The following is a 13242-nucleotide window of genomic DNA, read 5'->3' on the forward strand; positions in this document are numbered from 1 at the left end:
CGCGGTCCGCGCCGGGGAGTCAAGGCGTGAGAGCCAGTCCTCGCGGGCCTGGCCCGACCGGCTTCAGTAGCTGATTTTCGGCGCAAGCTTGCGCGCCTGCTGGATCAACTGCTCGACCGATCTTTCGGAGGGCAGAACCCGGACGAGTTTGCGCTTGGTGTTCACGTCTTTCATATTCTGGGCCAGGCGCGCCGGATTGCGATGGGCGAGTTCGCGCACCGTGGTGACGCCGGCTGCGCGCACCAGGCCTACCTTGGCCTTGCCCATCCCGGGAATGCGCATGTAGTCGGAAAAATTGGCCCATTCGAGCAACTGCTGCTCGCTGATGCCGGTCTTCGCCGCGAGCGTCTTGCGTCCTTTCACCGTGCGGGCGGCCTCCAGCAGCGCCTCGGTGGTGCGAATGCCCAACGATTTCAGTTTCGAGGCTGAGTAGGCGGTCAGGCCTTCGATCTCGGAAAGAGGATAAGTCATGATACTCGATGAAAAAAGAATGTGCCCGGGCCGAACGTGCTTACGAAGGTGCGTACTATGCAAACTGGCTGAGACCCGGCGTCCCTGAAATGATTTCGCCCATTTGATCCGCTCCGATTTTGTCGCGGCCGAACCTGAAAAGTTCACGCGCCACGCCTTGAATCTCGTTCATGCCCAGACCAAGCGCCATCAGCCTGGTGCCGACCGCCATCAACCCTCCGCCCATCAGCCTCGAGAAACCGCCATTGCTGCTGGAAGCCGCAATCGCAGCCTCGGCACCCGGAATTTGGTCGATCAGGGCCTGAACCTTGTCGGAGGGCCCCTCGTTACGGAGAAAACCCAGAACGATGCCGATGGTTTTTTCAGCGACAGCGCTATCGATGCCGGCCTTGGAGGCCAGCCGTCCAATCAACTCGTCCATATTTGCCCCGTCCCCAACCGGTTTAACCGGGTCGTCTGCTTGTGAATTGATCTTGAGCGCCTGCGATCTGAAATACAAGCGATCCGCGCACATCAAGGCGATGTGGTTCTCGATTCGCGCGGCGAGTGTTGCAGCAATGCAAGAGTGAATGCCGGATTCACACTGGCTTATTGCGCTGCGTTCTCGATTTCACCGCCGAAGGTCGGGAAAAAGTATGAGAAACGCGAACGGTGAGGTGGGTGAACGCTCACGGATGCGCTGCCGACGGTTTCAATCGGCGGGCAGGATGCGATATGATTGCCAACCAAACCTTCCCGATGCGCGCGAAGAGGCGATGCGATGGTGACCTCCGATAACAAGACGGCCGATACCGACGAGAAGATTTTTATCGGAAAGGGCGAACAGACAGCCTGGCTTGCGCTTGCGCTTGCAAATCGGCACGGCCTTGTTACCGGAGCGACCGGAACCGGCAAGACCGTATCGCTGCAGGTGATGGCGGAAGGTTTTGCACGCGCCGGTGTTCCCGTGTTCGCAGCCGATATCAAGGGCGACCTGTCCGGAATTTCAGAGATCGGCGAGGCCAAGGACTTCATCCTCAAGCGCGCCGGCGAGATGGGCCTGAAATTTCAGCCGGACCAGTTCTCGACCGTGTTTTGGGACGTGTTTGGCGAGCAAGGTCATCCGGTTCGCGCCACGGTCACGGAGATGGGGCCATTACTGTTGTCGCGGATGCTCGATCTGAACGACGTGCAGGAAGGCGTCCTCAACGTTGCATTCCGCGTGGCGGATGAAAACGGCCTGACGCTGATCGACATGAAGGATCTGCGGTCGCTGTTGGATGCGATCGCGCCCGCTGGCGGTAAAAAGGGGCCGGATGCCGAGGAGGACGAGCTCGCGGAGATCCGAAAGGCCGCGCAGAGCTACGGCAATGTCAGCAAGGCAACCGTCGGGACCATTCAGCGCCAGCTTCTGGTGCTGGAAAATCAAGGCGGAACGAAATTCTTCGGCGAGCCGGCCCTGGCGCTGAAGGATTTCATGAGGACTGACAGCGATGGTCGCGGGATGGTCAACATTTTGGTTGCCGACAAGCTTATGGAGAGCCCGAGGCTCTACGCCACCTTCCTGTTGTGGTTGCTGTCGGAACTGTTTGAGGAATTGCCGGAAGCCGGCGACTTGCCGAAGCCGAAACTGGTGTTCTTCTTCGACGAGGCGCATCTGTTGTTTAACGACGCACCGAAGGCGCTGATGGACAAGATCGAGCAGGTGGTCCGCTTGATCCGCTCCAAGGGCGTTGGCGTCTACTTCGTCACCCAGAATCCGATCGATGTGCCGGACAAGGTGCTGGCCCAATTGGGCGGTCGCGTGCAGCACGCGCTACGCGCCTTCACGCCACGCGACCAGAAAGCGGTGGCGGCGGCAGCCCAGACCTTCCGGCCCAACCCGAAGCTCGATACCGCCCGCGTGATCACGGAACTCGGCAAGGGTGAAGCGCTGGTATCGTTCCTCGAAGGCGGCGGCACGCCGACCATGGTCGAGCGCGTCATGATCCGGCCGCCGACGGCGCGGATCGGGCCGATCACGCCGGAGGAGCGCAAGGCGATCATGAACAAGAGCCCGGTCAAGGGTAAATACGACACCGCGGTCGACGCCGAATCCGCCTATGAGATGCTGCAGAAGCGTGTGGCCGGAACGGCGGCGCCTGCGGATGGCGCGGATGGCGGTTCTGGCGGCGGCGGAGTTCTCGGACAGATCGGTTCGATCGTCGGCACGATCTTCGGCACCAACGTCAAGCGCGGCAGGCTGACGACGGGCCAGGTGATTGCGCGAGACGTTACGCGGTCCGTCACCAACAAGGTGGTGGGCGGTATCGCCGCCGATCTCGGCAAATCGGTCGGTGGATCGCTCGGCGGTTCGGTCGGGCGCGCGCTGGTGCGCGGCGCGCTCGGCGGCTTGCTGCGGCGGTAAGACTAAGATCTCCCTCTGACCTCCGGAACGAGCGTGTGCTGAGATATCCGTCGCTACGAAGGCCGCTCGATCTCCTGTTTCTGGTCTGCTGCATCGCCTTGACCGCCGATGTCCTCGTGCCGGAAATCTGGGGCAACGGCAAGACCAAGGACTATCCGCTCTGGTTCTGGGCGGGGCAGCAGGTGCTGCAGGGCAGGAATCTCTACCCTGCCGATCCCGCCGCCTATTTCGAATTCATCTATCCGCCGCTCTCGGCGGTGCTGCTCGCAATTCCGAGCTGGTTCGGCAAGATCCCGCTTTATCTGTGCCTGTCGTTCCTCAACGTCGTCGCGTGGTGGATGACGGCGCAGTTCTCGCACGCGATGGCGGGATCGGGGCGCAAGCCCGGGCCCTGGCTGGAAGCGTTGCCGGGCTTCGTCACTGTTACGTTCGTGTTCGACATGTTCGACCTCGGCCAGCCGAACTTGGTGCTGCTGGCGCTGATGCTCTACGGGTTCTGGCTGCTGCGCGATCACCGTGGGTGGATGGCGGGAGGCATGTTCGCGCTCGCCACCGCCATCAAGGTGTTTCCGGTGGCCGTGTTGCCCTATCTGGTGTGGCGAAGACAGTGGGCGGCAGCCGCGAGCATGCTGGTGTTCATCGGCGTGTTTCTGTTCGTGCTGCCGGCGCCGTTTCGCGGCTTCCAGCACAACGCCGCGGAGTTGAAGACCTGGTACCAGGGCATGGTGGGGTCGAGTTCGGAGAAGGGATTCGGACAGCGCGACGAGCAGAACTGGTCGTGGGTCAACCAGTCGATCATTGCGGTGACGCATCGGCTGACGCGGCCCGTGAATTACAATCAGGATGACCCGGCCAAGCCTGTGCGGACGATGAATATCGCCAACCTCGATTTCAAGACGGCGAACTGGATCGTGCTGGCGATCTCGCTGGCGATCGGGCTCGGATACCTCGCCGTGATGCCGAAGGCCACGCGCCGGACGGAACGCTCGGATGCCGAGGAGATCGGCATTCTCTTTTGCCTGATCACTGTCGCTTCGCCGCTGGCTCGCCAATATTACTTTCTGTGGTTGTTCTTTCCGATCACCGTGCTGGCCCATCGCGCCGCTTATGATCCCAGGCCCGCGATCAGGACCGGCACATGGGTGCTGCTCGCCGTGGCGGGCGGCTTGTTGTGCCTCTCGCTTCCGTTGTTCCCGATTGACCTGCAGGCCTATGGCAACAATCTCGCAGCCACCATCCTGCTCGTGGCAGGGCTGGTCTGGCACATATTGCATCCGCTTGCCGCGGATGTTGCCTTGCCTCAGGCCGTGGGCGAGCTACAACTTGATGCCAACAACAAGGCCCGCAGCCAGGGATAGTCAGCATGTCCAACGCAAAGATCCAGCCGGTCCTCGATCATATCGACGCCGATTTCGACAACAGCCTCGAGCGGCTGTTTGCGCTGCTGCGGATCAAGTCGATCTCGGCCGACCCGGCCTTCGCCGGCGATTGCAAGGCGGCCGCCGATCATCTTGCGAAAGATATCGCGACGCTCGGCTTCAAGGCCGACGTGAGGTCGACGGCCGGGCACCCTGCGATCGTCGCCAAAGCCAATGGCGGCGCCGGCGGCCGTCCGCACGTGCTGTTCTATGGGCATTATGACGTGCAGCCGGTCGATCCTTTGAACCTCTGGCACCGCCCGCCGTTCGAGCCCGTGGTTGCCGACCACGCCGACGGCCGCAAGATCATTGTTGCGCGCGGGGCGGAGGACGACAAGGGGCAGTTGATGACCTTCGTCGAGGCCTGTCGCGCCTGGAAGAAGGTGACGGGATCGCTGCCGGTCGACATCACCATCGTCATCGAGGGTGAGGAGGAAATCGGATCGAAGAACTTCGTGCCGTTCCTGGAAGCGAACAAGAGCGACCTCAAGGCCGATTTCGCGCTGGTGTGTGACACCGGCATGTGGGACCAGAACACGCCGGCGATCACGACCTCGCTGCGCGGGCTCGTCTATGACGAGGTCAAGATCAAGGCCGCCAATCGCGACCTGCACTCCGGCATCTTCGGCGGCGGTGCGCGCAACCCGATCCGGGTGCTGACGAACATTCTCGGCGGCCTGCACGACGACAACGGCCACATCACCATCCCCGGCTTCTATGATGGCGTGAAGGATCTGCCTCCGGACATCCTGGCGCAGTGGAAGAACCTCAATCTCACGCCGGAGTCATTCTTAGAGCCGATCGGCCTCTCGATTCCGGCCGGCGAGAAGGACCGTCTCCTGATCGAACAGGTCTCCTCGCGTCCGACCTGCGACATCAACGGCATTATCGGCGGCTATACCGGCGAGGGCTCCAAGACCGTGATTCCGGCGGAGGCTTCCGCCAAGGTTTCGTTCCGCCTCGTCGAGGGACAGGACCCGGAAAAGATCCGCAACGCCTTCCGCGACTATGTCCGGGCGCGCGTGCCCGCCGATTGCAAGGCCGAGTTCACCGATCATTCCAACGCGCCGGCGATTGCGCTCGACTGGAACATGAAGCCGCTGGCCGCGGCCAAGCGCGCGCTGACGGACGAGTGGGGCAAGGAAGCGCTTTTGATCGGCTCGGGCGCCTCGATCCCGATCGTGGCGGACTTCAAGCGCACCCTCGGCCTCGACACCGTGCTGGTCGGCTTCGGCCTCGACGACGACAACATCCATTCGCCGAACGAGAAATACGATCTGAAGAGCTACCACAAGGGCATCCGCTCCTGGGCGCGGATCCTGGGGGCCTTCGCCGAGACGCCGCGCTAAGCGCGGCGCGATGAGCGGGCATTGGATCTGGAAAGCGGCCATCGCGGGTTTCTGCGGCAGCGCTGCCCATACGCTATTGATGTATCTGAAATCGCGGACCGGCCTGCTTCCCGCTTTTCAACCCTATGAGAGCCTTCAGGCTACGCTCGCTCATCTGACGGGTGGCGAAGTCCATCCGATCATTCCATGGGCGATGTCGTTCCTGAACGGCTCGACGATCCTCGGCCTTTGCTTCGGGTGGCTCTACTCCTGGCTGCCGGGAAAGAGCGGCGCGGCAAAGGGAGCGACTTTCGGAGTCTTCGGCTGGGTGGCGATGGGACTTGTGTTCTTCCCGCTGGTTGGATTGGGACCGTTCGCCGGCACGCTTAACCTCGGCATCTGGCCTGCGCTGTTTTCTCTCGCAATGCTCCTCGCCTACAGCGTCGTTCTCGGCATCGTTTATGCAGCGCTCAATTCATGGCGCCATGTGGGGCCGCCGCGCGCAGGCTTCAAATGAAGTGGGCGTCAAATGAAACCGCCGCAGTGTGTCACATCCATCGCCATTCGCGCTCCACGGCGCCATGGTTGCCGGGTATTCATAGGTTAAGCCGATAAATTGGTAAAAAAATACACATTGTCCGATAGACGGCGCGTATCTATCGTGCGTCTCGACGAGACAAAGAAAGCCATGCGATCCCTGCGGTTTGATCGCGCCGATACGGCTTGATGAAAAACGGGATGGACACGCCGGCTGCCTCAACGTTCGGTGGCCCTATTTCCGGAGGCATCTATGAAGGTCACACGGCGAACTCGGCTGTGCACGCTCGCCGTCTGCTTGTCCGCAGGGGCTGCCGTCAAGGCGTCTCGACGCCACGTTGACCGAGATCAGCACGGCCTTGCCGCACATCCAGAGCGGTCAGCTGCGTGTGTTGGCTGTGGCGTCGGGCGCGCGCAGCCCGATTTACCCCGAGGCTGCCACCTTGCGTGAGCAGGGGCTTTCCAACGTGATCGCTTCCGGCTGGTACGGCTTCATGGCGCCGGGGGCGTCGCCGCAGTCGATCGTCGGTCGGTTGGAGGCGAAGGTTATTCGCGTGCTTGCCGATCCCGAGGTGAAGCAAACGCTGGTGGTTCAGGGACCGGAAGTCAACGCCGGCGTGGCTGCCGAGTCCGGCAAATTCATCGACGAGGAGAAGCGCAAGTGGGGCGAAGTGATCCGCGCCGCGGGGCTCAAGGAGGAATAAAGGCGATGAGGAATAGTGCTCTCAACTTGATGGCCGCGTCGGCGATCGCCGTCACCCTGTCGGTGTCCCCCGCTCATGCGCAGAAGAAATACGATGCCGGTGCCACCGACACGGAAATCAAGGTGGGACAGACCGTACCTTTGAGCGGACCGGCCTCCGCCTATGCGACGATCGGCAAGACCCAGGCGGCTTATATCAAGATGATCAACGACCAGGGCGGCGTGAACGGCCGCATGATCAACCTGATCCAGTATGACGACGCTTATAGCCCGCCAAAGACCGTCGAGCGAGTGCGCAAGCTGGTCGAGGGTGACGAAGTCCTGCTGACGTTCCAAATCATCGGCACCGCGCCGAACGCGGCCGTGCAGAAATACCTCAACGCCAAGAAGGTGCCGCAACTGTTTGCCGCCACCGGCGCATCGAGATTCAACGATCCTACGGCCTTTCCGTGGACGATGGGCTTCAATCCCAGCTACTTCGTCGAGGGGCGGATCTACGGGCAATACATTCTGAAGCAGTATCCGAACGCCAGGGTCGGCGTGCTCTATCAGAACGACGATCTGGGCAAGGACTATCTCAACGGCATCAAGGCCGGCCTCGGCGACAAGGCTGAGCAGATGGTGGTCGCGGAGGTCTCATACGAGCTGTCCGAACCGACCATCGATTCAAAGATTCTCAAGATCAGGGATGCCGGCACCGACCTGTTTTTCAGTGCCTCTACGCCCAAGCAGGCCGCCCAGGCGATAAAGAAAATCGCCGAGCTCGGCTGGCACCCGGTGCACATCATCGACATCAACGCTTCGTCCTTGAGCGCGGTGCTTAAGCCTGCGGGCCTCGACAACTCGAAAGGCGTCATCAGCGTCGGCTACGTCAAGGATCCGGCCGATCCCGAGTGGAAGGACGATGAGGGGACGAGGCGCTATCTCGCGTTCATGGCGAAGTACTATCCGGATGGTGACAGATATTCGAATCTCAATGTCTACGGCTACATCACGGCGCAGCTGCTGACTCGGGTGCTGAAAAATTGCGGCGACGATCTCACCCGCGAAAACGTGCTGAAGCAGGCCACCCGACTCACCAACGTCGAACTCGATCTGTTGCTGCCCGGGATCACGGTGACGACTACGCCCTCGGACTACCGCGTCAACAAGCAGTTTCAGATGGTGCGCTTTGACGGCGAGCGATGGGAAAAGCTCGGATCGATCATCACCGACGAGGCGAAAGAATGAACCTCAAATAAAAACGCCGCCCGGGATTGGGCGGCGTTTTGATTCCCGACGTGTAGAGGTATGTACCTGACAGTTTAGCGCATCCGCCCGGCGCGATCCACCGGATATTTCTCGATGCGCCCTCACTCCACCGGGTAGGGTCCCTCGCGAAAGGCGCGGTCGTGATAACCCTTGCTGCCGATCTCGCGCGCGAGTGGACTGCGGATATCCTGGTCGGCCCGCAGCCGCGCGATCAGCGCGCGGAAATCGTGGCGTGGCCGCCAGCCGAGCTCGGCACGCGCCCGGTCGTTGACATAGACGCGATCGATGCCTGGAATCATCGTCCAGCCGCGCCGGGCAAATTCGGCCTCATAGTCCGGCACGTAACGGCAGACCACAAGCGGCGCGTCGTCGCGCAGTTCCGCAGCGTCTTCGCGCGAGAATGGCGTGGTGCTGCTGATGATGTATTTCGCGAACCCGGCCGACGACGCGTGATGGGTTGCCAGCAAATGCGCGCTGACCACGTCTTCGATGTCGACGCGGCGATAGAGGAACTCGTTGGTTTTGATGTTGGCGTCGGTATAGGCCTCGCGCACCGCGCGATTGTCGTCTTCCTCGGGAAAGAAACGCGAGGTGCGCAGCACGGTGGCGCGAAGCGAATGATTGCGCGCGAACAGCTCGCACAGATCCTCCGCGGCCGCCTTGGTGACGCCGTAGATATTTTTCGGCACCGCCGTGACGTCTTCGGTAATCCAGGCCGCCGGCTCGCCCGGCGGCGGCACCAGCGCATCGCCGAACACGCTTGTGGTGCTGGTATAGACGAACGCCGAGACGCCGGCGGCGGCAGCTTCTTCGAGCAGATTGAGCGTGCCTGAAATGTTGACGTCGACGAAGTCCTGGCGGCTGTTGGTTGCCACATGCGGCTTGTGCAGCGCTGCTGTGTGCAGCACGGTCGTGACGTCCTTCATGCAACGGCGTACGAAAGCCCGGTCGGTGATCGAGCCGATCTGGTGTGTAAACGCACCGGGCAGAACATCGATACCAATCGTCTCGCGCCGCTGCGCCTGCAGCGTACGCACCAGCGCCTCGCCCAAATGGCCGGAACTGCCGGTCACCAGTACCGTCACGCCGCCAGAACCTTTCGTGCGCTCGCCAGGCTCAGGTCTTGTAGCTCGGATCGATGCGATCCAGTTTGCGCAGCAGCGGCGGCCATACCAGATTGGTCGAGCGCCGTTCTGCGAAATCGGCATTGCTGAACAGTTGTTCGTTCTTGTCGATCACGGCCTGTTCGATCGGGTAGGCGGTCGGCCCCAGCATGCGGGTGCGCACCTGCATCGTGCAGGCCCGCTCCAGATGGTACATGCGCTCGAAGGCGGAGGCGACCGAACGGCCGACCGTCAGCGTACCGTGATTGCGTAGCAGCATGTGGTTCTTGTTGCCGAGATCCTTCTGCAGCCGCGGGCGTTCGTCATGGTCCAGCGCCACGCCTTCGTAATCGTGATAGGCGAGGTCGTGGGTGACGAATTGCGCGGTCTGGTTCATCGGCAAGAGGCCCTCCATGCAGCTCGCGACCGCCGTTCCGTCGGGCGTGTGCAGATGAAGCACGCAGCCGGCATCCTCGCGGACCTCATGGATCGCGGAATGGATGGTGAAGCCGGCCGGATTGATGCTGTATTCGCTTTCGCTGAGTTGGTTGCCGAGGAGATCGACCTTCACCAGGCTCGACGCCGTGATTTCCTCGAACATCAGTCCGTAAGGGTTGATCAGGAAGTGATGGTCGGGGCCCGGCACGCGCGCCGAGATGTGGGTGTCGACCAGGTCGTCCCAGCCATAGAGTGCGACGAGGCGATAGCAGGCGGCGAGGTTGACGCGCTGGCTCCACTCGGCGTCCGTCATGCCGGAGGGAACTTGTTCAGGCGAGCTTCAGCTGGCGACATGGCGCGCTTTCTCCGGTGAATTATTGATTTTCGACAGCGAGCCTAGCCCTGCACCGGATCGGCAGCAAGGCGGACGTCCTGCGTGGCAGTCATGCTATCGCGGCGATGCGCCGCTACGGCGCCGGAATCGCCAGCAGGGTCGAGATGCCCCGGCCGCGGATGTCGTAGACGCGCGCGAACACGACATCGTCACGCTTGATTTCCACCATGACGGGCGCGGTGAGGCCCTTGCAGTAGAATTCGCCCAGCGTCATCGCGAAGTCGGCGGACTGGCTGTCCCAGCCGATCGTGAAGTCGGGGCCGAGCGCCACCTGCGCCGGGCGCTGCGGGCCGCATACCGCGACCTTCCATTTACGTCCCTGCGGCGGCGATTCCTGCCGCTCGACCAGCTCTTCGCGCAGGCCGTCGGACGCCTGCTTCAGCGCCAGCCCCCAATAGTCCAGCATGAACAGGCTGTCGGCGGAGCGCACGGTGCCGGCGATGTGGTTGAAATGGGTGTATTCATAAGGGTGCAGGCGGATCATCTCGCTGAGCGGCAACAGCAGTCCGAACGTGAACACCGCCAGCGCGGCAGGCTGCCAGCGGCGGTGATTGTGCTTGAGCCAGTTCATGCCCCAGGCGAACGATACGCCGGCGAGCACCGCCATCGGCGGGATGACGAAAACGAAATGCCGGATGCCGTTGTAGAGCGCCGGCCGCTTCACCATCGCGATCACCAGCGGCAGGCTGGCCGCCAGCGTCAGCATCAGGAAGATGGTCTTGCGGCGGGCCGAGACGTCCGCGCGCGACAGCGACATGAAGGTGCCGACGACGCCGGCGAGCAGAAGCGCGAGCAATATTTCGGGAAGCTGCAGCGCGAACAGCGTCGGCAGGTAGGACCACGGCATATCAGGCACCGAGACCAGCGCGCCGTCGAACATTTCCTTCCAGGGCTTTTCGAAGAAATGCGAGAAATAGGTCAGCGCCTTGAAAGGATGGTCCGCCTCCATGATCGACCACGGCCACACCAGGCCCATGATCAGGTAACCGACCACGAGGCCGGGCAGCAGCACGTACACGACATGGGCGAAGCGGCGCATCGCTTCGCGCGCGCCTTGCGTGCGAACGTCATCGATCAGCAGCGGGACGAAGCCCACGATTGCATAGACCAGCGCCAGCCCGCCGAGAATCCGGCAGCCGATGGAGAGACCGGCGCCGAGGCCGACGATCAGGATGGTTCGCGGCGAGGGGGCGGGGTATTCCTCGGCGAGGCGCACCAGACCCAGGATCAGGATCACCATCGAGACGGCAAACGGCGCGTCTTTCGGGTTCATGAACATGTGCCCGTAGAAGGTCGGGCACAGCGCCAGCAGCAGCAGCGTCGCGAGCCCGGCAAGCGGGCCGCCGACACGCCGCGCCAGCCGCCAGGTCACGGCAAGGCCGATCAGGCCGACGACGGCGCCAAGCAGGCGGCGCGTTTCAAATAGTTCGAGCGGAATGACCTTGTGCAGCAGCGCCGCCACCATGTCGAAGCCGCCGCCATACATGTAGAGATTGGCGAACGACAGCGCGCCGGTGTCCTTGAAGCCGGAACCGTACATCCGCAGCAGCAGGTCGGCATATTCGGCGTGGGTGTAGTCGTCCCAGCCCAGTCCGTAGTCACGGAAGGTGAGGCCCGCAACGAGCGCGACCACGGCCAGCGCGAATATGGCAAGGTCGTCGCAGGTCCGCTCCACCGAGCGCCGCGCGGGCGTATCGAGGGCAGAAGTCGTGATGGCTGACATGGCGATTGGTAACCCGGCGTCCCTATGGCCCAGCTTGGATATTCTTGAGCCTCATTCCCCGGGTACCCATATAGCGCAGTTCCATTACCAAGTAATTGGGAATTGTGGCCTAAATCCCTGATGCAATGCAACAAAAGGGCAGTAATTGGTAGCTGGTAAGACTACGGGCGGCGGGCTGAACGGTACCTGAATGGCAGCATGATTGTCCGCGACAGGAATCCTGCAACCGGACGACGCTATTGCGGAACCCGGGACGCAATTGGCGGTTGGCGGTGCGCACAATATGACGGTATCGTGGCGCGGGGCGGCTGGCGAGCGTTTCGGGCGCGGCTGAGGGGTTGGTTCGATGATGTTTGTTATGTTGGTCGCCGGGATCGGCCTCGTTTTGGCGGGCCTGCTGGCGATCGGCTTCGGGATCCCGATCAAGGAATTCAGTACCGGCAACACGCTGATTATCGCCGGCGTGATCGGCGTCTGCACCGGCGCGATCATGCTCGCGCTCTGGATGACGGTCCGGGAGTTGAAGAACATCGCGCGGCGGCTCGGTTCTGGCGTGCCCGGCGCCGGCGTGCCTGAAGCGCGCGGTGAGGCCACGGTGCGGCCGGTGCTTCCCGTCGCGGCGACGCGGGATTCCGCCCCTGCCGGTGGCGGCTTCCCGGCCGCCGAGCAACCCGGCGCTCCAGGACCCTTCTCTCCGGCGGCACCGCCGCCGTGGCAGAACGAGACAGTCCTGCGTGATCATCCGATTCCGGAACCGATGCACCCCGAACCGCCACCGTCGACTTCGAAACCAAAGCGCAATTTACTGTTTTCATCGACATCGCGAAAAGAGCGCGAACGCGCCCAAGCGCGGTCCAGCGAGCCGCTGCCGCCGGACCTGTTGTCGTCGGACCTTCGCCCCAGGCCGCCCACCGTGCCGCCGGTCGAAACTGCGGAACCGCCGCCCGCATCGTTCGAAGATGCCTGGCCGAAGGCGGAACGCTCAAAGCCCGGTGAAAGCCTGGCGCATCGGCGCGGCCGCATGCCCCCGACGCTCGCGGAAGCCAACGGCGGACCGGCGCACACCGAGGATCAGCCGGAGGTGACGGTGCTGAAATCGGGCGTTGTCGATGGCATGGCCTATTCGCTCTATTCCGACGGTTCGATCGAGGCCCAGATGCCGGAGGGGATGATGCGCTTCGCCTCGATCGATGAACTGCGCGCGCATCTCGACCAGCGGCTCTAGATTTTTGATTTGACGCGTTTTCTTGACGCGAACCGGTGCCCACCCCGGATCAAGTCCGGGGCAGGCTTTCGCTGGAAAACACTCTAAAACCGGCAATACTTGCCACGGGGCTGGCTATCGGAAATAAAGCGCCGCCGTTCTTGTCAGTTTCCCGGTACTTCGTTCATATTCGCCAAGTCGTACGAGATTCCGCTGATGTATAGATGCGGTTGGATACTGTCCGAACCGTATGGCCGACAGATGCATTCGTGATCCCAAAAGGTTG

At 62.3% G+C, this 13242-nt stretch carries 11 protein-coding genes and 1 pseudogene; 7 read left to right on the forward strand and 5 right to left on the reverse strand.

The annotated features are described in order from the left end of the window. Positions 1 to 63 precede the first annotated feature (63 nt). Both JQ624_RS08275 and JQ624_RS08280 read right to left on the reverse strand, forming a co-directional pair. Complete coding sequence (locus JQ624_RS08275; protein ID WP_212418372.1) at positions 64 to 471, reverse strand: DUF4332 domain-containing protein; 408 nt, start codon at positions 469 to 471, stop codon at positions 64 to 66. A gap of 55 nt (positions 472 to 526) precedes the next feature. Further along, a complete protein-coding gene (locus JQ624_RS08280) occupies positions 527 to 892 on the reverse strand; it encodes a DUF2267 domain-containing protein (RefSeq protein WP_212418509.1) in 366 nt (121 codons plus the stop codon). A 339-nt stretch (positions 893 to 1231) separates the two neighbouring features. Between JQ624_RS08280 and JQ624_RS08285 the strand changes: the two genes are divergently transcribed. The 6 genes from JQ624_RS08285 (at position 1232) to JQ624_RS08310 (ending at position 8073) form a co-directional block, all read left to right on the forward strand. Further along, the gene (locus tag JQ624_RS08285; protein ID WP_212418373.1) at positions 1232 to 2857 is read left to right on the forward strand and encodes a helicase HerA-like domain-containing protein; all 1626 of its coding nucleotides are present in this window, start codon (positions 1232 to 1234) and stop codon (positions 2855 to 2857) included. A 35-nt stretch (positions 2858 to 2892) separates the two neighbouring features. Further along, entirely contained in the window at positions 2893 to 4215 is a 1323-nt protein-coding gene (locus tag JQ624_RS08290; RefSeq protein WP_312014390.1) for a glycosyltransferase family 87 protein, read from the forward strand. A 5-nt stretch (positions 4216 to 4220) separates the two neighbouring features. Then, positions 4221 to 5624 carry a M20/M25/M40 family metallo-hydrolase gene (locus tag JQ624_RS08295; RefSeq protein ID WP_212418374.1) on the forward strand — a complete coding sequence of 468 codons (1404 nt, stop codon included), beginning with the start codon at positions 4221 to 4223 and terminating at the stop codon, positions 5622 to 5624. A gap of 10 nt (positions 5625 to 5634) precedes the next feature. Further along, positions 5635 to 6120 (forward strand): DUF6789 family protein, encoded by a 486-nt coding sequence (locus tag JQ624_RS08300; protein WP_212418375.1) that lies wholly within the window; start codon positions 5635 to 5637, stop codon positions 6118 to 6120. 331 nt (positions 6121 to 6451) lie between these two features. After that, positions 6452 to 6844, forward strand: coding sequence for a tripartite tricarboxylate transporter substrate binding protein (locus JQ624_RS08305; RefSeq protein ID WP_212418511.1), 393 nt, complete (start codon positions 6452 to 6454; stop codon positions 6842 to 6844). Positions 6845 to 6849: 5 nt separating this feature from the next. After that, positions 6850 to 8073 carry an ABC transporter substrate-binding protein gene (locus JQ624_RS08310; RefSeq protein WP_212418376.1) on the forward strand — a complete coding sequence of 408 codons (1224 nt, stop codon included), beginning with the start codon at positions 6850 to 6852 and terminating at the stop codon, positions 8071 to 8073. A gap of 122 nt (positions 8074 to 8195) precedes the next feature. Here JQ624_RS08310 and JQ624_RS08315 read toward each other — a convergent pair whose 3' ends face one another. The 3 genes and pseudogenes from JQ624_RS08315 to JQ624_RS08325 form a co-directional block, all read right to left on the reverse strand. After that, positions 8196 to 9179 carry an NAD(P)-dependent oxidoreductase gene (locus JQ624_RS08315; protein ID WP_212418377.1) on the reverse strand — a complete coding sequence of 328 codons (984 nt, stop codon included), beginning with the start codon at positions 9177 to 9179 and terminating at the stop codon, positions 8196 to 8198. Positions 9180 to 9210: 31 nt separating this feature from the next. Beyond that, positions 9211 to 9989 (reverse strand): annotated as a pseudogene (locus tag JQ624_RS08320) (class II aldolase/adducin family protein). Positions 9990 to 10102: 113 nt separating this feature from the next. Then, entirely contained in the window at positions 10103 to 11752 is a 1650-nt protein-coding gene (locus JQ624_RS08325) for a glycosyltransferase family 39 protein (protein ID WP_212418379.1), read from the reverse strand. A gap of 346 nt (positions 11753 to 12098) precedes the next feature. Between JQ624_RS08325 and JQ624_RS08330 the strand changes: the two genes are divergently transcribed. Continuing rightward, positions 12099 to 12977 (forward strand): DUF308 domain-containing protein, encoded by an 879-nt coding sequence (locus tag JQ624_RS08330; protein ID WP_212418380.1) that lies wholly within the window; start codon positions 12099 to 12101, stop codon positions 12975 to 12977. Positions 12978 to 13242: the final 265 nt, after the last annotated feature.

The organism is Bradyrhizobium sp. AUGA SZCCT0283 (assembly GCF_018130385.1).
In the GTDB taxonomy this organism is placed as follows: domain Bacteria; phylum Pseudomonadota; class Alphaproteobacteria; order Rhizobiales; family Xanthobacteraceae; genus Bradyrhizobium.

Bases quoted from the DNA above. Each gene is read 5' to 3' on its own strand.
- JQ624_RS08280 (WP_212418509.1), bottom strand. From the start codon at position 892: ATGGACGAGTTGATTGGACGGCTGGCCTCCAAGGCCGGCATCGATAGC.
- JQ624_RS08310 (WP_212418376.1), top strand. From the start codon at position 6,850: ATGAGGAATAGTGCTCTCAACTTGATGGCCGCGTCGGCGATCGCCGTC.
- JQ624_RS08325 (WP_212418379.1), bottom strand. From the start codon at position 11,752: ATGTCAGCCATCACGACTTCTGCCCTCGATACGCCCGCGCGGCGCTCG.
- JQ624_RS08300 (WP_212418375.1), top strand. From the start codon at position 5,635: ATGAGCGGGCATTGGATCTGGAAAGCGGCCATCGCGGGTTTCTGCGGC.
- JQ624_RS08275 (WP_212418372.1), bottom strand. From the start codon at position 471: ATGACTTATCCTCTTTCCGAGATCGAAGGCCTGACCGCCTACTCAGCC.
- JQ624_RS08295 (WP_212418374.1), top strand. From the start codon at position 4,221: ATGTCCAACGCAAAGATCCAGCCGGTCCTCGATCATATCGACGCCGAT.
- JQ624_RS08330 (WP_212418380.1), top strand. From the start codon at position 12,099: ATGATGTTTGTTATGTTGGTCGCCGGGATCGGCCTCGTTTTGGCGGGC.
- JQ624_RS08285 (WP_212418373.1), top strand. From the start codon at position 1,232: ATGGTGACCTCCGATAACAAGACGGCCGATACCGACGAGAAGATTTTT.